At 43.1% G+C, this 24,335-nt stretch carries 11 protein-coding genes; all 11 read left to right on the top strand.

Translation table 11 applies throughout. The features are described from left to right. Positions 1-29 precede the first annotated feature (29 nt). A complete protein-coding gene (locus EAH55_RS25770) occupies positions 30-2,600 on the top strand; it encodes a tetratricopeptide repeat-containing sensor histidine kinase (protein ID WP_121812182.1) in 2,571 nt (856 codons plus the stop codon). A gap of 349 nt (positions 2,601-2,949) precedes the next feature. Next, positions 2,950-5,316 (top strand): ABC transporter permease, encoded by a 2,367-nt coding sequence (locus EAH55_RS25765; RefSeq protein ID WP_121812181.1) that lies wholly within the window; start codon positions 2,950-2,952, stop codon positions 5,314-5,316. 694 nt (positions 5,317-6,010) lie between these two features. Beyond that, positions 6,011-8,998 (top strand): SusC/RagA family TonB-linked outer membrane protein, encoded by a 2,988-nt coding sequence (locus tag EAH55_RS25760; protein ID WP_121812180.1) that lies wholly within the window; start codon positions 6,011-6,013, stop codon positions 8,996-8,998. A 12-nt stretch (positions 8,999-9,010) separates the two neighbouring features. Then, a complete protein-coding gene (locus tag EAH55_RS25755) occupies positions 9,011-10,741 on the top strand; it encodes a RagB/SusD family nutrient uptake outer membrane protein (RefSeq protein ID WP_121812179.1) in 1,731 nt (576 codons plus the stop codon). 208 nt (positions 10,742-10,949) lie between these two features. Continuing rightward, positions 10,950-12,578 carry a DUF6377 domain-containing protein gene (locus EAH55_RS25750; protein ID WP_162997048.1) on the top strand — a complete coding sequence of 543 codons (1,629 nt, stop codon included), beginning with the start codon at positions 10,950-10,952 and terminating at the stop codon, positions 12,576-12,578. 272 nt (positions 12,579-12,850) lie between these two features. After that, a complete protein-coding gene (locus tag EAH55_RS25745) occupies positions 12,851-14,479 on the top strand; it encodes a DUF6377 domain-containing protein (protein WP_121812177.1) in 1,629 nt (542 codons plus the stop codon). A 210-nt stretch (positions 14,480-14,689) separates the two neighbouring features. Beyond that, positions 14,690-17,644: a SusC/RagA family TonB-linked outer membrane protein gene (locus EAH55_RS25740; RefSeq protein WP_121812176.1), complete on the top strand. Its 2,955-nt coding sequence runs from the start codon at positions 14,690-14,692 to the stop codon at positions 17,642-17,644. Positions 17,645-17,656: 12 nt separating this feature from the next. Further along, on the top strand, positions 17,657-19,156 hold the full coding sequence (locus EAH55_RS25735) for a RagB/SusD family nutrient uptake outer membrane protein (RefSeq protein WP_121812175.1): 1,500 nt from the start codon (positions 17,657-17,659) through the stop codon (positions 19,154-19,156). A gap of 8 nt (positions 19,157-19,164) precedes the next feature. After that, complete coding sequence (locus tag EAH55_RS25730) at positions 19,165-20,256, top strand: SusE domain-containing protein (RefSeq protein WP_162997047.1); 1,092 nt, start codon at positions 19,165-19,167, stop codon at positions 20,254-20,256. 98 nt (positions 20,257-20,354) lie between these two features. Continuing rightward, on the top strand, positions 20,355-22,778 hold the full coding sequence (locus EAH55_RS25725) for a glycoside hydrolase family 31 protein (RefSeq protein WP_121812454.1): 2,424 nt from the start codon (positions 20,355-20,357) through the stop codon (positions 22,776-22,778). Between the two features lie 20 nt (positions 22,779-22,798). After that, entirely contained in the window at positions 22,799-24,196 is a 1,398-nt protein-coding gene (locus tag EAH55_RS25720) for an alpha-amylase family glycosyl hydrolase (RefSeq protein ID WP_121812173.1), read from the top strand. Positions 24,197-24,335: the final 139 nt, after the last annotated feature.

Raw genomic sequence — 24,335 nt, 5'->3', positions numbered from 1 at the left:
CCTGTTATTGAGAACTTTATTTTTTTAACATGGGAAAATGGATAGTTTCCGTTTCTGTTTTTTTGCTACTTGCGCAGACAGTTCTCAGTCAAGCGACAAAGGGCGGGCTGCTTGTAAAAAAGGAAACAGATAAAGCCCCTTTCGCTTTGCTGGAAAAGTTGAGCCAATCTCCGCCAGATACCAATAAGATCAATTTGCTCCTTAAAATCTCACACATTTATTGGTATTCCCGAACAGTAACCAACAAGGATATTGATAGCGTTGCACTGTATGCCGGCCAGGCACTTGAACTAAGTAAAGCTTTAAATTTCATCGAGGGTGGTAACGAGGCCAAATTTATGCAATGTAAGGCTTTGCTCGAGCGGGATCAGTTTAAGGATGCGCTGAAGGTAGCCAGTAGCGCTTATGGTGAAGAAAAGGCAAGGTTACTATTGCTTATTGGTGAACGCGGTGTTTTTAATTTTCCGCCGGATAGCAAAGAGTTTATTCAGGCTATACCGTTGATTCGTCAAGCGTCAGAAGCAGCGCAAAAGGTGGGTTCAACAGAATGGTTAAACGAATGTTCAATCCTTACCGGTAAATTTTACTTTAATCAGGGTAAGGTGTCAGAAGGTAAACAGGCTTTCATGGACATCATTCTACGCTTTCATCAATCGGGAGCAACTGAAAATGAAGCCCGGGCATGGTCTCAACTCGGTACATATATGCCCGAAAATAATAGCACTTATAGTGATATTATTCACAGTCATGAAATGGCCGTGAAATACTACCGCCAGGCAAATAACCTGAAAGAGGCGGGATATAGTTTACGCGATCTCGTTATTATCCGGGGAAATCATGGTCAAATTGTACAGGCAGAGAAAGACCTGTTGGAAATGCTGCGTTGTTTTTCGGTGAGCCACGAGCCTTTGTCCATAACGACCTATTATATTGTTAGTGACTTTTATCGCTTTAATGGCCGTTATGATAAGGCCCTTGACTGGGGTTTTGCCGGGGTAAAGGCCGCTGGCGATAATCCTGATAAGCAGATCAGGCCCTACATTGCCCTTGGAAACACCTACGCGGCGCTAAAGAAATATGATAAGGCCATTCAATTTTATCGCATAGTGCTCCAATATGATGTCAACAAATCGGAACGTGATAAATACGTAGACTGCTACAAGATAGCCAACTTCATGGCCTCAGGCGGGGCACCTAAAAAGGCGCTGAGATTTCTAAACGATTTTTTAAAGAAGTATCCAACCACATCGTTTAATAACAAGGAGCTGTTTGCCTCAACTTACGGCTATATTTATGACCTGCTTGGTGACCAAAAGCTGGCAGAACAAAATTACCTGGAAATGCTCAGACTTGATCAGGCTGCCGATCAGGAAAACGGAAAAAAGATAGGGACTCATTTAACTTTAACAGGTGGCGGTGCTCTATTTATCATTGGTAAATATTATACTCAGCACGACCGTTTTAAAGAAGGGAAGAAATACCTGGAGGCATCGCTGAAAAATCCGCAATATTTTGACCGCGATCAGGAACTTGATACCCACAAATTGTTGTTTAAGGCAGATTCCGCGCTTGGAAATTTCATCCCGGCCATTAGGCATTTCGCAAGGCATAAAGCCTTAGATGATTCCATCAATAATTTAGCCGCCAGGCAAAAAATATCCGAGTTGAATATCAAGTATGAGGCAGATAAAAAGTCAAAGGATATTAAACTCCTGGAGAATAAGCAGAAACTCCAGGAAGCGGTAATAGAACGTTCCAATACCATCCGGGATGTAATGATAGGTGGTGTTGTTGTCTTGCTGTTATTGGCAATCTTCGCGTTTCTTGGCTTTAAAAGTAAGCAGAAAATTAACAGGAGGCTGGAATCTCAACAGGAAGCGATAAACACCCAGAATGTGATTTTGCAGAGGTTATTATACGAGAAGGATGGGCTGCTTGCAGATAAAGACGGGCTTTTGAAAGAAAAGGACTGGCTGTTGCGGGAGGTACACCACAGGGTAAAGAATAATCTCCAGATCATCATTGGGCTTTTACGGGCGCAGGCTGGTTTTCTGCAAAACGCGGATGCCAAAGACGCTATAGCAGAAAGTGAGAACAGGGTTAACGCGATAGCACTTATTCACCAGAAACTTTATAATAATGACCAGATTGCCACGATCAATATGCCGGCATATGTGTCAGATCTGGTTAATAATCTCTCCAATGGCCTTGGCGTTGAAAAAATTAAATTTATACAGGTAGTTGATCCGCTTCATATCGACCTTTCGCAGGCAGTACCTGTTGGATTGATCTTAAATGAAGCGATTACTAATGCTGTTAAATATGCCTTTGAAGGGAAGGCCGGGCAGATTATGATATCATTTGTTAGAGATGAGCAGGATCTGGTAAATTTGGTTGTTGCTGATAATGGTCGCGGGTTACCCGGAAACTTTGACGCTCTGCGAAACAAATCGCTTGGCATGCAAATGATGAATGGGCTTGCGCGGCAATTAAGAGGAGAGTTTGAAATATCAGGTTCAAACGGTGTTACAGTGTCTGTACGCTTTAAACTTACTTCGTCTTTAAATAAAGGCTCAACTAAAACAATGTTGTACAACTAATCTCAGCCAACGAAGACCAAGCCAGGAGCATATTGAATTTTCTCTATGTTTTGAAAACGACTTATGGTAACATTTAGATCGAATTTTAAACACTGCTTATAAATAGTGGCCAGACATCCAGATACAAAGAATTAATACTTTATATATAAGGCGGGTACGTGGCAAAGTCATGCCGATTGATAGGACGGGTTTGCTCTTGATTTTAAAAAGTTAGTATATTATTGAGCCTCTATTTAATGGAGGCTTTACTTTTTTGTGTTCTTTTTAACTTTTCCTTTAAATAAAAATGAAAAAGTGCTGCAACTAAATGAAAGGTACCGGCGTCTTATAATTATCAAAGCCTGAACATATGCTCAAAAACTACTTAAAAATAACCTGGCGTAACCTGCTGCGTCAAAAAACATTTTCCCTGATTAATATCCTTGGTTTAACTATTGGCATGGCCAGTGCCGCGCTCATTTTGCTATGGATCCAGAACGAACTGAGCTTTGACCAGTTTCATGAAAAAAGGGACAGACTTTATTCAGTTTACAATCAATCGAAATTTGACGGGAAGTTATGGAGTTGGGAAACCACCCCTAAAATTATGGGCAGGGTAATGAAGCAGGAATTGCCCCAAATGGAAAAAGTGGCCAGGGTTACCAATGCCAATTTCCTGTTTACTATTGGCGATAAGCGCCTTACAGCAAGCGGCGACTTTACCGATGGCGACTTCCTTTCTATGTTCAGCTTTCCATTAATCAGCGGAGATCCCAAAACCGCGTTGAACGAATTGCACAATATCGTCATCACCGAGAAATTCTCTAAAAAGCTTTTTGGAGATGGGAACGCGATAGGCAAAACGGTTAAGATAGATAGCAATGCCTATTTCAAAGTAACCGGCGTGATGAAAGATCTGCCGAATAATACCCGCTTTGATTTTGAATACCTGTTACCATGGTCGTACCTGAAAAAAATTGGCCAGGATGATGAATACTGGGGTAATAACTCCATCCAAACATTCGTGTTGTTGAAACCGGGAGTAACAGAAGCTAACGCCGATGCTGCCGTTGAAAATTTTACTAAAAACCATTCGGATACCAAAGATATTCAGCAGTTTTTGCACCCGGCAACCAAATGGCATTTGTATTCGCATTTTGAAGATGGTAAGATAGTTGGCGGAAAAATAGAAAGGGTGAGGGTGTTTTCGCTCATTGCGGTGCTCATCCTGGTTATTGCCTGTATCAACTTCATGAACTTAAGTACAGCCAGAAGTGAGTCACGTGCACGTGAAGTAGGGATTCGTAAAACGGTAGGTGCGCTAAGGGGGGCGTTGATCTGGCAGTTTTTAGGCGAGTCTGTTTTGATAGCGGCTATAGCCGGTGTTTTTGCAGTTATTATTGTACAGATAAGCATGTCAGGTTTCAACCAGCTCACTCAAAAGCAATTATATGTGCCTTACGCTAATCCATACTTTTGGCTTATAGCGCTTGGCTTTATCCTGGTTACCGGTATTATTTCGGGCAGCTATCCGGCCTTGTACCTGTCATCTTTCAGGCCTGTGGCCGTATTGAAAGGTACATTTAAGGCGGCAAACGCGTTAGTTACGCCGCGTAAATTACTGGTAGTTATTCAGTTTACTTTCGCGGTGGTATTGATTATTTGTACAATAGTTATCCGCCAGCAGTTACAGTATGCCCAGGATAGGGATACCGGTTATAAAAAAGATAACCTGGTTTTCAGTTTCATGTCGGGCGATATTGATAAGCATTATAAATCTATCAAAAATGAATTGCTTTCAAGCGGGGCAGCAACATCCGTATCCAAAACAAATTCGCCCATCACGCAGCGTTACAGCGATAGCTGGGGCTTTAACTGGCCGGGTTCAACGCCTAACAACAAAGTAGATTTTATCATCTACAGTTCGGATGGTAGCCTGATAAAAACCATGGGTCTTAAGCTGGTGGCCGGCAGGGATATTGATCCCATTAACTATCCTACAGATTCGACCGCTATGCTGGTTAACGAAGCTTCGGTTAAAATCATGAACCTGAAAGATCCTGTAGGTAAAATAATTACCCAGGGCGAAGGCAAAGACGCCAAAGCCTGGCATATTGTTGGTGTTATTAAAGATTTTATCATCAGTTCGCCCTATGAGCCTGTACAACATATGCTGATACAAGGCCCGAGTTCATGGTTTAATATCATCCACTATAAACTCAATAACGCCAACTCAACCAAAGAGAACCTTCGCCGTGCGGAAGCCATTTTCAAAAAGTATAATCCCGATTATCCATACGAGTACACTTTTGTTGACCAGGAATATTCTAAAAAATTTGGCGACGAACAAAGGATTGGTACGCTGGCCAGCCTTTTTGCCGGCTTAACAATCGTTATCTCATGCCTTGGATTATTTGGCCTGGCCGCTTACATGGCACAAAACAGGATCAAAGAAATAGGCATCAGAAAAGTGCTTGGTGCTTCAGTGGCTAACGTAACCACACTGCTTTCGCGCGATTTCCTGAAGCTGGTTGCTATCTCATTTTGTATAGCCGCCCCAATTGCATGGTATTTAATGTTCCAGTGGTTAAAAGGATACAGCTACCGGATCAGTATCAATGTATGGGTATTTGTAATTGCCGCCGCGCTAACATTGCTGATATCTGTTTTGACGGTAAGTTACCAGGCCATCAAAGCCGCGCTAACAAACCCGGTGAAAAGTTTAAAAGGAGAATAGGAGATAGGGTACTTATATGCGAAATAGATCTGGATTCTACCCGTATAACAGCAAGTACTAAGTACAGTTAAAATTCATAAAGAAGAGGTTGTATTATAAATCATAGTACAGCCTTTTTTTATTACAAAATTATATCGGTAGAGATGCCGTTTCGAAAGCAGATATACATTCCGATAAGCTGGTTTCGTACGAGCGATTTTTACGAAGAGGTTGAGCAAAGAAACGTCTGGATTATCCTTCACTAACGCCTGTGATGGTATCGATGATTTTGATTTCAAATTATGTTCATAGATATTTTAATTAAAACATTTGATTTTAATACTACCTGCTTTTTCCGTCTTTCTGCCATTCCGGAATCGTTTAGTACTGTTTTCAATAACAATTACCGCCCTTTTTAGCTGAGATTTTTCTGGTTTTAATTTCATCTATATGTCTCTTTTATAGGCTTTTGAGTTTGTTTTTTGTGAGATTTTTTTCCTTCGGCGTCCATAATTGTGAATTCGGGAGTACTAACTTTCTAATTTCACAACATACCAATTAGCGCTTAGCCACTACCTGGCGGTTACCAAAATCTCGCTTTATGAAAACAAAAAACAGGGCAAATGCTCCGCCTTAGTGATACACATTTTCGTCGTGGCCGAAGCGTTATTTCGCGGTCAAATTAACCTCAAAAACCAATCTATAAATTCTTTTTATGTACAAGAAACTTTTACTCAGGCTCAGCACTCTGGTGTTCTGTTGTATTTTTACCGGGACGGTGCTCGCACAAAACAGAACAATATCAGGTACCATTACTGATGCTGCGGATGGTTCTCCTTTGCCAGGCGTAAGTGTTGTAGTAACGGGCATGTCGGTAGGTACTACCTCTAATGCTAAAGGCGCTTATACGCTCAGCGTACCTGCATCTGCTAAAACGATCTCTTTTTCATATATTGGCTACACCTCCCGGCAGGTACCACTAACTGCGGGTGTTACCTTAAACGTAACACTTGCCGCAGCAAATAATTCGCTGCAGGAAGTAGTTGTAGTAAGCGTAGGTTACGGTACCCTCGATAAACGGGAGGTATCAAGCGCTATCACACACGTTTCCTCAAAGGATTTGCTTCCCGTAGCATCAAACAGTCCCTTAATGTCGTTGCAGGGCAAAGTTGCAGGTCTCAGCATTACCAACACCTCCGGTGCTGATCCAAATTCATCACCTAACGTGCAGCTGCGGGGCGTTTCTTCCCGAAACGCGGGTTTAGGTCCACTGTATGTGGTGAACGGTGTACCCGGAGGCAATATTGACAATATCAACCAAAATGATATTGAAAGTATTGATGTACTTAAAGGCGGTGCCGCATCAGCTATTTATGGAACGCGCGGAAGCAACGGTGTTATCATTATCACCACAAAAAAAGGCTCATCGCAGGCGCGTACGTTTTATGAAGGTTATGCCAGTTTTGATTACCTCACCAACCGGCTGCAAAACCTTACTGCCGATGAATTCATTGCCGATAGGGTAAAAAACAGCCAGGGACAGAATTATGGCGCTAAAACAAATTGGATGGACGCCGTAACCAATTCGCCGGCTTTCGCTCAAAAGCACACAGTTCAATTATCGGGCGGTTCTGGTAAAACGAATTATTTCGCATCGGCCGATTACCGCAACGCCGATGGTATTGACCTGCGGGCGCATAAAAAGGAATATGGCGCACGCATCAATGTAAACCACACTTCCGACAATGGCGTTTTTGTGGCCACCTTGAATATTGCCCCGAGATACATGAATACCAAAAACTCGGATCAGGGTAATTTTAATAATGCGCTCACCTTAAACCCAACTTATCCCATTTACGATACTGCTGGAAAATATAACTATATCAATACCGGCTTTTTCTCCAACAACCCGGTTGAGAATGCTAATGTGATCAAATCGGAAGCACAAATTAAGGAAATGGATATCAACGGATCCTTAAAGGTAAACATTCTTAAAAATCTGAGTAGTACGGTAACCGTATCTGAGATTAGCAGATCGGTGAGGAGCTTCAATTTTACCCCATCTACATTATCTTCAATTGTGCACGCGGGCAAAATAACGCAAACCAATTTCGCTTCGCAGCGGCAGGAAGAAAATGATCAGAAAAACGTGGAGTGGACGGGTAATTACGCGCTCGATCTGGGGCGTCATCACATCAAAGCCCTGGGTGGTTATTCTTATACCTTGTACAATTACAATACCTTTTATGCCCAGAATTATGATTTTCCGTTCGATTCATATCTGTGGAACAATCTCGGTTCAGGCCTATACAATGGCGGTGCAGCCGGTCAGGGACAATCTGCAGTGAGTTCGACCCAGAATGGTTCAACACTTATCTCATTCTTCGGCCGTTTGAATTATGATTTTAATAATCGCTACATCCTTACCGCAAGCTTACGCAGAGAGGGATCATCCAAATTCGGCATAAAAAACAAATGGGGTAATTTTCCCGCTGTTTCGGGTGCCTGGCGCGTATCTGAAGAAAATTTCATGAAAGGTGCCCTGCCATGGATAAATGACCTTAAACTACGTGCAGATTACGGTGTTACCGGCAATCAGGATTTTGATAGTTATCTTTCATTGCTATTGTATGGAGGTGCTGGTTATTTCCCATATAACGGACAGGTTTACCAGGTTTATGGCCCCACTTCAAACGTAAACCCCGATTTAAAATGGGAGAAATCGATCAACTTCAACGCGGGTATTGATTTTTCGATATTGGATAACCGCATTTCAGGATCACTTGATTATTATATCCGTAAAAACAAGGATTTATTAGGGTACTACAATGTACCCCTGCCGCCAAATTCCCAGTCGCAGACTTTTGCCAACGTGGGTACCATGAAAAATTACGGATTAGAACTGGGGTTGAATGGCAGCGTTATCAGGCAGCCTGATTTTAGTTATAACATAACCGCTGCACTGGCTTATAACCGCAACAAGTTTATTTCCTTCTCAAACGATGTGTACAAAGGTGCACCATTTGTTGAGCTGGCCGGTTTGCCGGCCCCGGGTTCTCCGGGTAACATACAACGTATTCAGGAAGGACGTAGCATAGGGGAGTTTTATACACTGCGCTCGGCAGGGGTTAATAAGGATGGCGCTTTACAGGTTTATAAAAAAGACGGAACCATTGTTCAGGCCAACCAGGCATCATCAGATGATAAACAGTTTGTAGGCAATGGTTTACCGAAGTTTATCGGTTCAATCGGCAACACGTTTAGATACAAGCGGTTTGATCTGGGTATTTTTCTGCGCGGCACATTTGGTTATAAAATATTCAATACAACAGCCTTCTACATTGGTACGCCATCAAGCCAAAGCGATGCTAATGTGCTGAAATCGGCCTATGATAGTAAAAGTAAATATTCGTTGCTAACCAATCCGGCAACAACCGCTATCGCGTCCGATTATTTCCTGGAAAACGGTTCATTTGTAAAAATAGATAACGTGGCCCTTGGGTATACCCAGCCCTTTAAAACCAAATACCTTAAATCAATACGTATCTACGCCACCGGCAGAAACCTGCACACCTTTACAAGCTTTACCGGCGGCGATCCCGACCTGGTACAGGTTAACGGACTTACGCCAGGCGTGAACACCTCCCTGAGCTATTATCCGGCTACACTTCAACTGATCCTTGGTTTGCAGGCAACTTTTTAAAATCGAAATGACATGAAAAAATATAAAGTATATATCAGCGGTATTCTACTGTCGGCCATGTTAACCGGCAGCTGTACCAAATTAGACGAGCACGTTTACGATAAGGTAGACGCCGCGAGTTTCCTGAGCAGGAGGGATGACGTGATAAGGGATTTTCTGCGACCATTTGAACATGCGTATTGGAGTATCCAGGGTAACGACGTTTACGCTGCCGGTGAAGATTGCACAGACGAAATAGGTACATACAACCGCCAGGGCGATTGGCAGGATGGTGGTTATTATCAACGCATGCATTACCATACCTGGACCATTACAGATGGTTTTACCAGCGGCGCATGGACTAATTTTTACCAGGGTATAGTATTAGCAACCAACTCGCTTACCGATATGGAGGGCATTAAAGATCCAGCAAAACTCAGTGTTACCGACGCCGAGTTGACCGATTTTAAATCGGAACTGCGTACCTTACGGGCCTGGTTTTATTTACGGGCTTTTGATTTTTACCGTAACATTGAGATTGTTACTGATGTGAAAACAGCTACGCATGGTAACCCGCAGTCTACCCCGCAGGAAATGTTTAACTATATCGAATCTGAACTGAAAGTGGCAATTGAAGGCTTACCTACCCGGGAACAACTTGGAGCTACAGGTATAGGGCGATGGACAAAGGCCGGGGCCGCATCCCTACTGGCCAGGCTCTACCTCAATGCCAGGGTTTATATAGGTACAGAAAAATACACCGAATGTGAGGCCGTTTGCCGTGACATCATCAGCGGTAAATATGGTGCTTACAAGCTGGACACGCGTTGGGATGCCCCGTTTGATTATACCAATACTACATTAAACTCGGAGGTGATATATGGTTTTCCCGGCTCATTAGCACGTACACACTGGCAGTATGATGGCGGGATGTTTTTTTGGGGAATGACTTATGACGCGGCTCCGCTATATTGTGGTTTTACCGACTTCGGGCAGGCTAACCCACGCTATGCATTGCAGCCCGGACATGACATAGATAGCGTTGAGTATACATTTCAGTTAGGAAAACCATTTGTTAAATTTCATAAATACCCTGATGACCTGCGCTTAAAGAAGTATAGAAACCTGGGCAACAGTACACGTGAAGGCATGTTTTTATACGGTTATCTGCCTTACACACACTTGGTAAACGGGGTAAGTCGTACCGATACTGTGAAGGGTAATAAAGGTCCGTACCCCCTGTACATCCGTGATCAGGTAGGGATGTTTCTTGGCGCGAAGCCTGGAACTAAGATTGCTGACAAAGAGTCGGATATGAACCATGCAGATCACAACTCGGGTATTTTTATGGTGAAGTACCCCATCTATCCAACACCAGATCCCAACCGGATCACCTCGGCTTATGCAGAGGTTCGTCTTTCGGAAATTTACTATACTCTGGCCGAATGCCGCTACAGGGCTGGCGACAAAGCCGGCGCTGCAAACTACCTGAATCAGGTAAGGCGTCGTAATTATCCTGATGGCTCTCCAAGTCTTTATGCACCTGATGGCAGTCAACTTACCGACCAGGAAATGCTTGACGAGTGGGGCCGGGAATTCCTTGGTGAAAACCGGAGGCGTACCGACCTGATCCGTTGGGGGGTATTTAATACCGGAACCTGGTGGGATAAGAAACCAGATGGTGACAAACACACCGAGATATTTCCTATCGGTAGGGATATCATGAATGTTAACCCACAATTCAAACAAAACCCGGGTTATTAATAAATTTTATCACAACAGAGCCCCTATGGATTTTCAAAAAGAGGCTGTTTAGCGACAGCGAATAATCAGGTGGCTGGTTTAATAATTAAACCTGTTACCTAACCTTATAAATTCCTGATTGTATTAAATTGAGCCGGAATATTGTATTCCGGCTTTGTCTGTACAAGGCATTGTAAATAAAACTCGTACTAAAAAACGTAAACCTGAAATGAAAACCTTTTATACGCTGTTATTAACTTTTTGGGCTGTAGTCACATACGGACGGGACGGCAATGCTCACTTGATGGAGCAGTTGAAAAATACCCTGGCCAACAAAGGCTATTTTGACCATCAAAAGGAAAAAAGAATCCTGTTACTCCAGCAGCGGGTAAGAGAATGTCAACCTCAAAATTTACAAAAGCAGTACGGGTTGTATAGCCAGTTGTTTGAAGAATACAGGAGTTACCAATATGATTCGGCCTATGTTTATACCCAAAAGCTAATTAAGTTGAGCTTGGCCATGAAAGATGTACCGAAGCTATATGACAGTAAGATCAAATTAGGCATTATACTGATTTCTTCAGGAATGTTCAAGGAAACGTTGGATTGCCTCAATGAAGTTGACCCCAAAGCTTTAAGCCGAAATTCGAAGTTATGTTATTACAGGCTTAAATGTTCCTATTATGTATATCTTGCCAATTACAATAATGATAAATATTACAGCAAGGGCTATCGTGAAATTGCACAAAAATATCTGGATACGGCTATTTTATTAACGGAACGGGACTCTTTTGAACAGTTGATGTATAAGGCCGAGTTACCCGATAAACCCGGTCAGCAAACTCCTAACTATAAGTATTATGAGTTACTGTTATATCATCATAAGCTCACAGCGCACCAAACAGCGATGATCGCATCTGCATTGGGCGATTATAACCAGGGTGAGAAGCGTATGGAATTGTTATTGATAGCGGCAATCAACGATATTAGGTCTTCTACAAAGGAAACCAACGCTATTTTTAAGGTAGGGTGCGAGTTGTATAAAAGCAAGAAAGTAAAGGACGCCTATTTGTTTATACAGGAGGCGCTTAATAATGCCGAATTTTACGGTTCCCGACTCCATAAAATCGAAATATCCTCGGTACTGGCGGATATCGCGGCTAACAAGATATTGCTGGCCGAGAATGAGAAGAACAAATTTCTGGTCTACCTGCTGTCAAGCTTAACGGCCATAGTAATCATCAGTTCAATCTCATTTATAGTTTTTGTTCAGCTTAAACGCTTGCGTGTAAAAGAGGTTATTATAGCTGATAAAAATAAACAGTTAGAAAAAAATAATCTGCGGTTAGCCGAAGATGCCCGCATCAAGGAGGTTTATATTGGTTACTTTTTTAATGTATACGCTGAGTATATCATTAAGCTCGAAAAGCTAAAACGGAATGTGGAGCGGAAAATAAAGAGTGAAAAATACGGGGATGTCCTGAAACTTTTAGGTAATGTTGATATTAAAAAGGAACGGGACGATCTTTTCCGCACCTTCGACCGCGTCTTTCTCCTGATGTTTCCCGATTTTGTTACGTTGTTTAATGCGCTTTTGAGACCCGAGGATCAGATATGGCCGAAAAAGGATGAAGTGCTTAATCCACATTTAAGGATATTCGCATTGCTTCGGCTTGGTATCAGTGATAATGCTACCATAGCCAAAATACTCGAATATACGGTGAACACCATTTACACTTATAAGATACGTATCAAATCAAAAGCTATCGTTGGGCCAGATGAATTTATAAACCGGATTATGGGTATACAAGTAGTTGATAACACGTCAGCTGCTTCGCCCGATGGGCAAGCTCATTAATACTCGTGATGTAAACACCTTATCCGGATATTACCCTCCCCGCGGCTTTCAAAGCTATTGCCAAACAATGTGGAGTATGAAATGATTATGAAATTTTCCTGAATGGAAAAGGTCATTTAAAATTGATCCTGCTAATGATGCCGAAAGGTTGTGATGGCTTGCAGCTGATAAGCGGTCAGCAAAAACCTTTCATTTAACAATCATCAGTTTACGCATATAAAAACTAAAAATGGTTACTTTTAGCCTTCAAAATATACGCGAACCAATATCGGATGAACCTACTTATCAGGCTTTTTTTTACGATCAGTACAATTTTCTTTTTTAACCAGCTTATTGCGCAACCGGCAACTGACAGCTTACTGAAGAAGCTAAATAATGAACTGGCTAATCAGAATATGTATGTAAGTAAGAAGCATAGCGATATCGAAAAGTTGAACGGACAATTGATAGGTGCGCGATCGATAAGAGAAAAATATACTTTATATGATTCTCTTTATGAGCAGTATAAGTCCTTTAGTTATGATTCAGCTTATAATTATGCCAAAAAGCTTCAGGTAACATCTCATATGCTGAACGACCCTTTTCTGATCGCTTCTGCAAGAATGAAGCTGGCTTTTACGCTTCTTTCTTCAGGATTGTTTAAGGAGACGCTTGAGGAATTAAATGCCATAGATTTAAACGCGTTTCCTGCAAAAGTAAAAGCCGAGTATTATTTCCTGAAGGCCCGGACTTACTTCGATCTGGCCGATTACGATAGAAACGCAGATTATACCGCTAAATATAACCCAATTGGGATTGGATGTATTGACTCAGCCCTTACGTTAAGTGCTCCGGAATCTCCTGCCTATCTGGAATTAAAGGGATTAAAAAGCCTGAGGCTCGGGCGTTATGATGACTGCAGGAATACTTATATCGGTTTGTTGGCGCTGCGCGGGCTCACACCCCATAATTTTGCGGTTAACGCCTGCTGCCTGAGTTATATCTACCAGGTAACAGGCCAGGAAGAGCTGTCCATGCAATTACTGATTAAAGCCGCTATTGCTGATGTTCAATCCGCAACAAAAGAAACCGTGGCCAGCTATAACCTCGCTAACCTATTATACAAGAAAGGAGATATCAACAATGCCTACATTTATATCAAACAGGCAATGGATGAAGCTACTTTCTACGGCGCATTGCAACGACAAGTAAAGATCAGCAGTATTCTTCCAATCATTGAAGCTGAACATATCAACCAAATAGAACATCAAAAGAAACTACTCACTACTTACGCGGCTATTATAACACTTTTGGTTATTGTCGTAGTGGCATTTGCTGTAATCGTATTTAAACAGCTTGAGAAACTACGTATTGCAGATAATATTATCAAAGCAGCTAACGTAGCCTTACAGGAAAACAATAAAGTGCTGGAAGAATTAAATGTTAATTTAAGTACTGCCAACAAAATCAAGAACGAGTACATCGGCTATTATTTTAATATCAACTCTATCTATATTGAAAAACTCGAAAGCTTTCAAAAATCATTAGATAAAAAACTCATCAGTAAGCGGTATGAGGATGCTCTGACAGCAGTCAGGAATCTTAACCTGGAAAAAGAAAGACAACAGCTGTTTCATACTTTCGACAACGTTTTTTTGAGGCTTTTTCCCGACTTCATCAGTAAATTCAATGCACTGTTTAATAATGGTGAAGAAATTGCAATTGCCGATGGCCAGTTGCTCGGTACAGAGCATCGTATTTTTGCCCTGATTAGGATGGGGATCCATGATAACGACCGTATTGCCAAACTACTGGGATATTCAGTAAATACCATTTATTCCTATAAAAACCGTATCAAGAATAAATCATTTGTTCCTAACGACGAATTCGAAGAGCACATCATGGCCATCGAAGCGGTTTAAAGTTATTTCTTTCAAAATTGAAATCTATATTAGCGTACTGTGCTTGTGTTGTAACTATCTTTTAGTTAGGGTTTTGTATTTTTAAAATCTTTATATTTTCTATATCGGCCTCTCCGGCTATTGTCTTTCGCGCTTAGGCTCATTTCCTTTGAATCGTATTTGGCAGCAAGTCCCGATACGAAATTAAACCCAATTTAAACCAGTAATTTAATGAAAAAGATTTACTTTCTGAGGTGTAATCTTATGCTGTTTCTTGTCTGTTTGTGTAACTGGGCAATGGCCCAATCCGGCACAATAGCAGGTCGTGTAATTGATGAAACCAATCAGCCCGTACCGGGCGCAACCGTTCATGTTAAAGGAATAAGCCAATCTACGGTCACCGATGCCAAAGGGCTGTTTAAAATTTCCGCGGGTGGGTCGGCTGCTATTGTCGTGGTGAGCTATGTTGGATACGATCCGCTGGAAAAAACAATTAATGCCGGGGAAACCGTAACCCTTCAATTGGTGCCTAACCAAAAAACTTTATCGGAGGTGGTGGTTGTGGGGTATGGAACAACCAAAAAGAAGGACCTCACCGGTGCTGTTTCAACTATCGGCGCTAAAGACCTTACCCCAGGTACCGTGACTAACCCACTGCAGCAAATGACCGGTAAGGCGGCCGGTGTGAACATCGTTCAGGTCGGCAGCGAACCGGGAGTTGCTCCGACTGTACGGATCCGTGGCATCACATCGCTCCAGGGCGGAAATGATCCGCTGGTAGTGGTTGACGGTATTCAGGGCAACATGGACCTGCTTAACCAGGTACCACCAACCGAGATAGCATCGGTTGACATTTTAAAGGATGCTTCTGCTACTGCGATATATGGCTCGCGCGGAGCGCCCGGCGTAATAATTATTACTACAAAAAAGTCCGGCACGGGGAAAACAGCTGTGGAGTTCAACGAAAATGCTTCTGTGGATGTAATTCCCAAGAAGCTCCAGGTATTAAACGCTGCTCAGTGGACGCAGGAAGCCAATACCTTGGGTGTAGATGTATCTGCAAACCATGGATCAAATACAGATTGGTTTAACCTGCTTACGCGCAACGGCGTAACACAAAACCATAACGTAGCTTTTGGCGGAGGTGCCAACGAGTTCAATTACCGTGCTTCAGTAACAGCCATTGATCAAACCGGTATCGTTGCCAATTCAAATTATAAAAACTATATAGCCAGGATTACCGCAACCCAAAAGGCGCTGGATGATAAGCTTACACTTACTATGAACGTTAACAACGGAATTAACGAAGCTGCGTATGAGCCTAATGGCATTGGTAATGCTGCTTTTAGCTCTAACCTGATTACGCAGGCCGATATTGCCCGGCCAACCGACCCCGTATTTAATACCGACGGGAACTACTTCAGGGATGCCAACGTCTTTCAATACACCAATCCGTATGCTGTAAATCAGACTGTAAGGAATGATGTTAAAAGCAATAATCTGTTTGGTAGCCTGATGGCCAATCTGGATATCTATAAGGGACTTTCGGCAGGCTGGTTTGGCAGCTGGAGAAAGGTTGACGGGAATACAGGTTATTATTTGCCATCGGTATCAACCGTTCAAACAGCGATAGATAATAGCGGGATAGGTAATATCAGCAACTGGCACAATGACGAAAAATTAATGGATATTAATTTAAGTTATAAGCATGATTTTGGTAAAAATCATGTGGATGCCACCGCGGTATATGAGTGGCAAGCTCAAACCTATAATGGCAGTTTTGTACAGGGCCGGGGCTTTGTTAACGATCTGGCTTCTTATAATGCGCTGCAGCTTGGAGATATTTCCAAGGTTTTGCAGGGGGATATTTCTTCCTATAAAAATGATCGCCGGCTAATATCCTTTTTGGGCCGTTTAAATTATTCATTTGCCAATAAGTACCTGTTGACAGCAAGTTTCAGGCGCGATGGTTCAACGGTGTTTGGCGTAAATAATAAATGGGCCAATTTCCCTTCTGCCTCTTTTGCATGGCGTGTTCTGGAGGAGGGTTTCATGAAGAACCAGCACTTGTTCAGTAATCTTAAACTGCGTGTTGGTTACGGTATTACCGGAAACCAGCAGGGTATTGGTCCGCAAAATTCAATAGCATTGGTAGGGCAGGCAGGTACAGTGTTTTTTGGCGGTACTACTATTCCTAACTACGCAGCAACTCAAAATGCCAACCCTAATTTAAGATGGGAAACTATAAAGCAGGCAAATGCAGGTTTGGATTTTGGCCTGTTTAATGACCTGCTTACCGGTACCGTCGACGTGTACACAGCCAGGACCGACAACTTGTTGTTTAACTATACAGTTCCCCTTGAAGGTCCTTTTTTAACCACCAATATACTGGCGAATGTAGGTAGTCTGCAAAAACGAGGTATTGAGCTTTCGTTGAATTATAAGGTGATCCATACCGATAAAATGACCTTAACCCTTGCGGGTAACGGATCATATTTGCAAAGCAAAGTGCTAAGCCTTGGCGGGAACATAGAAGGCTATGATATCCCTACGAATTATGTGGCCTGGGGATCAAATGCCTACCTCGTAGTAGGTAAACCGATAGGCACTTATCTCATACTTAAACACAGCGGTGTTAACGCGCAGGGTGTTGAAACGGTAGTTGGCCAGGATGCCAGCGGAAATGTAGACCAAGGGCCGCAAAGTAAGTACAGGTATGAGGAAGGGCAATCTTTACCTAAATACACCTATGCATTTACGCCGACTTTTACCTTTAAAAACTTTGATATGTCAATGGTTTGGCGCGGCTCTGGTGGTAACAAGATTTACAACGGGCTTCGCCGGAATTTAAGCATGCTCGAAAATCTGGGCAAGCAAAACTTACTAACCAGTGCCATTCCAACCGGAATACATTCTTCTCCATTTGGCTCTGATGAATGGCTTGAAAGCGGAAACTTTTTAAGATGGGAAAACCTGTCGGTAGGTTACCGTTTCAATGTCACCAATGTGAAGTTTATAAATGCTTTGCGTGTGTCTGTAACGGGACAAAACTTGACATTAACAACCAAATATTCGGGTCTCGACCCTGAAGTTGACGCAAGTGGAGGCAGCTCATCAGGCGGCGACTACGGTATCTATCCGCGCACAAGGACTTTTTCGCTGGGTTTAAATGTAATTCTAAAATAATCAGGACAGATCATGAAAAAAATATTAATGAGTATTTTCATTATTGGCCTTACAGCACAAAGCTGTACCAAGGTTAATGAAAATGTATATGATAAATATCCGGCATCGGAGTTTTATTCTACACCGGCCGGTGCTGATGACGCGCTTGCAAACGTTTACGCAAAAATTACCGGTTCATGGGGCAGTAACTATGCCGGGAGGGATAATTGCTGGTATGACCTTAACAGCTTTTCCTCTGATGAGCAGGTAATCCCTCACCGCAATACGGGCGACTGGCAGCTTGATTTTGCGCAACTTTATACGCATACCGAGTTGCCTACACTTGGTATCATCAATAATACCTGGAATTGGGCATATTCATGTATTTACAGCGCCAACTTAGCTGTGGCGCAACTTACTTCGGCGAAGGCAGATCCTGCTAAAATTGCCGAGGCCAGGGTGATGCGTGCATGGCTATATTATTTGCTGATAGATGATTTTGGCGACGTCCCTTTTTATACAGACAATAACACCAATCTATCAAAAATAACACAAACGCCACGGTTAACGATCTATAATTTCGTTGTGAACGAGCTGAAAACCAATGTTGATCAGCTTTCCGAAACGCGTGGCGGCGCTTACTATGGCAGGTTTAACAAGTGGGCCGGTTACATGGCACTGGCTAAGGTATATTTAAACGCCGGCGTATATACCGGTACCCCTCAATGGGAGGCCTGTCTTGCTGCCTGTAATAAAGTTGCGTCGGGTGGCTTTACCCTGCACCCGGCAACAGCAAATGCCGGCAGCCCGCTGGGAAATACTTACTATGATCTTTTCGGTAATGTATGCCCTAATGATGAAACCATATTTGCGTTGTACATCACCGAAAATGTTGTCAGCGGAAATATTTATACTATCAGGAGCTTAAACAGTGCTAACGGTACTGCGCTTATTGGTTTCAATGGCTGGAATGGTACAATTATTCCGGGGGATTTTTATGATAAGTATAATGCTTCAGATATCCGCAGAAAACAATTCCTGGTTGGTCCGCAGGCGGGAGGGGTTACTTATACAGAAACAGTTTCATCATTGATAGATCCGGGGGCGGCCCCAAATGAAGGTATCAGGGACGTTAAGTTTTTCCCGGTACCACCCGCCGATGCCAGTGGCGAATCAAACGATTTTCCGGTTTACAGATTTGCCGATGTATTACTTATGCAGGCAGAATGTAACGTTCGCCTGGGGAATGTAGCAGCCGCCGCTCCGTTTTTGAACCAGGTTCGGAACCGGGCCGGTTTGAGCGATATAGCTGCCCCAACGCTTCAGAATATTTATGACGAAAGGGGATTTGAGCTGAATATGGAAGGCCATCGCAGGCAGGATATGATCAGGTTCGGCACCTTTTTGCAATCTCACGGCGCAGCGCCCAATATAGTTCCGGCTTCGCCTTCCTATATGCAGTTGTTCCCTATTCCTACTGCCGCGCTCAACGCAAATACAACATTAAAACAGAACCCGGGCTATCCTAACTAATGATCACGATGAAAAGATTAACTTATTTAATATTGATGGCTATATCCTGTATGGCCCTGGGGTGTCATAAAGATGCTCAACTCACTACATTGGCGCCCGTTGCTTTTACGTCAGCCATTAACGCCTCAGCAAATAAAGTGATATTATCAGCAGCTACAGATTCAACTCCGGCTGTATTAACCTTGAAGTGGCCTGCTGTAGTATACCCGGTAAAAGCACACGTGACCTATACTTTACAAGTTGACAAGCCCGCAGATACTGTTGGCTCAGGCGCATGGGCCAATGCTACATCTATTTTAGTCGGTAATGATGTCTTGACAAAATCTTTTAAAGGCGCCGATTTGAATACACTCGCGCTTGCCGTTGGTATTGCAGCCAATGATACGGCGAATATAGTATTCAGGGTGCAGGCTTATCAGGACCGTGCGACATATACGCACGGGGTAACCGTATCGGTAAGGCCCTGGAAACCTGCTGTAGTGTTTTCGCATGGCTGGCCTGTGTTGTGGATTCCAGGTGATTACCAGGGTTGGTCGCCGGGAACCGCACCTACGGTAGCGGCAGAACAGACCAACATTTACGAAGGTTATATTTACCAACCTACGGGTGGCACTCACCAGTTTAAATTTACAAATGCCCAGGACTGGAACCACACCAACTATGGTGATGCGGGTAACGGCACTTTAACCACCGACGGCAATGCCGCTGGAATGACCTTACCAGGGCCCGGTTATTATGAGCTGGTATGTAACCCGGTTACCCTAACCTGGAACTATACCCTTACTACCTGGGGAATTATAGGTGACGCCACCCCGGGTGGCTGGAACAGTGACACACAAATGTCATACGATCCTGCTAAGCAGGTTTGGTCGGTAACTTGTAATATGGTTGCTTCCGGTTCGTTCAAATTTAGGGCTAATAATGCCTGGAGCATTGATTTTGGTGTAGATGCAAACGGCAAATTAGCATATGCTGATAACCCTGCATACCCTTATAATGGCTCACTTGGTAACCTGAGTGTACCATCAAGCGGTAATTATACGATAACGCTGGACCTTCACGATCCCAATAATTACAACTTTACGCTTAAGAAAAACTAATTTATTAACGAGGCAGCGCGCAAGTGCTGCCTCGTTTTATCAATAATTCTGTACAACCATTATTTAAAATGGCTCTTGCAATTGAAATTATGAAATCAATGAGATTTACTAAGATAATTTTTGCGCTTGCTTTTCTTTTTAACCGGGCAACTGTAATGGCGCAATCGCCGGTGTTGCCTGTTGGTGACCTGGAAAAGGTAACCATAGGGGAGCAGGATATAGTTTTTAAAACTAACAATGCTTATGGGAAAGTGACGGTATACAGCCCGTCTGTTATCCGCGTAAGATTAGATAAACAAGAGTTGGGCAGGGATTTTTCCTATGCTGTTGTGGGAGTTCCGGAAAAAACAATGACCAGTATTACCCAGGATAGCCAGACGGTTACCATAAAAACCGATTCACTTAAGGTAATTGTCACCAAGCAACCTTATGCCATTGCGTTTTACACTCCCGATGGTCAACTGATCAGCGAAGACGAAAAAGGTTTAACTACTTCGTGGATAGGGCAAACGGTTACTACTTATAAAAAAATGCAGGATGGTGAGCATTTTATCGGCCTGGGCGAAAAAACAGGTAATCTCGACAGGAAAGGTAACGGGTATACCAACTGGAATTCGGATACGTATGCATACAGCATATCACAGGACCCCATTTACAGTACAATCCCATTTTATATTGGTATTCATCATAACTTAAATTACGGTGTTTTCCTGGATAATACCTACCAGAGCGATTTTAACTTTGGCGCCAGCAATAACAGGTTTTCTTCGTTTGGTGCCCGGGGCGGCGAAATGAACTACTATTTCATTTATCACAAACGCGCAGCCGATATTATGACTTCATACACTTATTTAACCGGCCGGATGCCATTGCCACCCATGTGGTCGCTGGGGTACCAGCAAAACAGGTATAGCTATTACCCGGAAGCCGAAGTTATGCGGATTGCCCATACCCTGCGTGAAAACCACATACCCGCTGATGGTATTACGCTCGATATTCATTACATGGATCGGTATCAGTTATTTACCTGGAATAACGAGCGTTTTCCAAACCCTGCTGGCATGAATGCCGAGCTTCAAAAGCTGGGGTTCCGGACTACAGTAATTGTAGATCCTGGTATTAAGGTAGAAAAAGGGGCACCGGCTTATGAAGATGGCCTTAGCAAGGATGTTTATATCAAATATCCCGACGGACAACCTTATACAGGTGAGGTATGGCCTGGATGGTGCAATTTCCCTGATTTTACCAGCATCAGGGGGCGCGATTGGTGGCATACACAGGTTGATTTTTTTGCCAGATCAGGGGTAAGCGGCATATGGAACGATATGAACGAGTTCTCGACCTGGGGGCAAAAGGCACCGGATAATATTTTGTTTGATTATGATGGAAAGCCCACCACGCACCTTGAAGCACATAATGTTTTTGGCCTGGAAATGGTCCGTTCAAGTTATGAGGGCGCACTTGAACATTTGAAGGAAAGGCCGTTTATTTTGTCTCGGTCCGGCTATGCGGGTCTGCAGCGCTACTCTGCTATATGGACAGGCGATAATCGTGCCGAAGACAGCCATATGCTGCAGGGTGTGCGTTTGATGACGAGTCTTGGTTTAAGCGGCGTGCCCTTCAGCGGCATGGACGTAGGCGGATTTACGGGTACACCATCAACTGCGCTGTACACTAAATGGATAACACTTGGAGCTTTCATTCCTTACTTCAGGAATCACAGTGCAAGCGATAGCCGGCCATCCGAACCCTGGACGTTTGGAAAGGATGTATTACAGGTTGCGCAGAATTACATTGGACTGCGTTACAAACTGATACCTTATTTATATTCTACTTTCTATGAAGCAACTCAAAATGGTTTACCTGTAATGCGTTCTTTAGCGATTGACTACACCTTTGATCCGAAAATCATGTCCGTGGATTTTCAAAACCAGTATCAATTCGGCGATGCCTTTATGGTTGCGCCTTTTGAAGGTAATAAAGATTACGGTAAAGTTTATTTACCGGAAGGTACCTGGTATGATCTGTATTCAGGGGTGAAGGAAGCCGGCAAGCAGGAAAAAATAATACCGTTAAGCAACGACAAATTGCCTGTTTTTGTTAAAGGGGGAAGTATTATTCCAATGCAATCTCTTGTTCAGTCTACAGCTGAGCAGCCAACGGATACGCTTACAGTACATGTTTATAACGGCGATACCTCCAATAGTTTTACTTATTATGAAGATGATGGAAAGAGCTTTGACTATCAGCATGGCGGGTTTTACAAACGAACCATAACCTTCAATCCTAAAAAAAGGTCTATCACATTTGTTGTTGCCGAGGGAAAACGGGCATCCCATTTTAATCATATTATGCTGATCCTGCATGGATTTGACCAGGTTACGGATATCCGGTCGGGAAGCAGCCGCATCAAACTGCTCGACGGGCAGTTCAATTACATCGGCGGGAGAGAAACACCTGGATGTCAGGTAAAGTCAGTCGTTATCAAAAATGATAGCGGCAGCATACAATTAAATTATTAATCAGAAGAGGAGAAAGCAGAATGAGGTTCAGAAGCAAATTTAAATTGTACCGTGTGCTACTCATCGCGGTATTGTCCGGCGCTACCATTGCCGGATGTGGCAAATCTAAAACAGATACCCCGGTAGTGCCACCGCCGGTAACAGATACTAATACTGATCCTGTGCAATATGGTACACCTTTCGGCAGTGTGCCTGCAACCAAGGATATTGTAATGTACGAGGTGAATATCAAAACTTATGCACCTGCAAACTTTGACGGTGTTAAAGCGAGACTTGATTCCATAAAAGCCTTAGGCGTAAACGTAATCTGGCTAATGCCTACTTATCCTATCGGCGTAGTTAAAGCAAGCGGCTCTCCTTATGCTGTAAAAGATTATGAAGGTGTAAACCCGGAGTTCGGATCGTTAGATGACCTGCGTTCGCTGGTTGCGCGTGCACACACGCTCGGGATGGCGGTGATTTTAGATTGGGAAGCAAACGATACATCATGGGATAACGCCTGGATAACACAGCACCCGTCATGGTACCAGCAGGATGCTAACGGCAACATCAAACAACTTTCAACATATTCTGATGTGGCGGCTCTTAATTTTAATAGTGCGGATATGCGTGATGCTATGATCAAAGCCATGAAATATTGGGTATATACGGCCAATGTGGATGGGTTTCGTTGTGATTTTGCCGATAATGCACCTTCCGATTTTTGGACACAGGCTATTGGTGAATTGAAGAAAATTACAACACATAAGCTGATTTATCTGGCAGAGGGCACCAATGGTTCCGAGATAACAGACGGTTTCCAGTTGGGTTACGCATTTAATTTTTATAGTACCATAAAAAGTGTATTCGCCGGTGGGCAGGCAGGTAATTTGTTTACAACCAACGCCGCCGAGTTAGCATCATTGCCATCACCCGGGATCAAGTTGCGCTATATAACCAATCATGATAATGCGTCGTCAGACGGAAGTACCATCACTGAATATGGCGGTAAGCAGGGGGCACTGGCAGCATTTGTCCTTGCATCATATATGGGCGGAGTCCCTTTAATTTACAGCAGCCAGGAGGTGGGGTATCCAAACGCAATCAACTTTTTCAACACCGTACCGGTTGATTACACCGCTAATCCCGATATGGTGGCCGCCTATAAAAAAATACTGGCTTTCAGGGCGGCACATGAGGCGGTAAAAACAGGTTCCCTAACGCAATATAATGATACAAATGTTGCTGCATTTGAAAAAGTTTCGGGTACAGACGATGTATTGGTATTAGTTAATACGAGAAATAATTCAGTGCCTTTCAATATTCCTGCACCATTGCAAAATACTACATGGATTGATGGTATGTCAGGGGGAACGACTACATTATCTTCACAGATTACACTTCAGCCTTATAGTTATTTAGTGCTGAAAAAACGATGATCCACGCATTTGACGACTTTTTATCAAGGATGCTATATCTTTTATATTGAACCTCGTCAATGCACATGTGTAGTTTAGTGAGATCTTAACCTATAAAGGCCGCCTTTTTCAGGCGGCCTTTATAGGTTAAGATTAATGG

The organism is Mucilaginibacter kameinonensis (assembly GCF_003675385.1).
Lineage (GTDB): Bacteria > Bacteroidota > Bacteroidia > Sphingobacteriales > Sphingobacteriaceae > Mucilaginibacter > Mucilaginibacter kameinonensis.
This window is presented reverse-complemented; position numbering and strand designations above follow the sequence as displayed.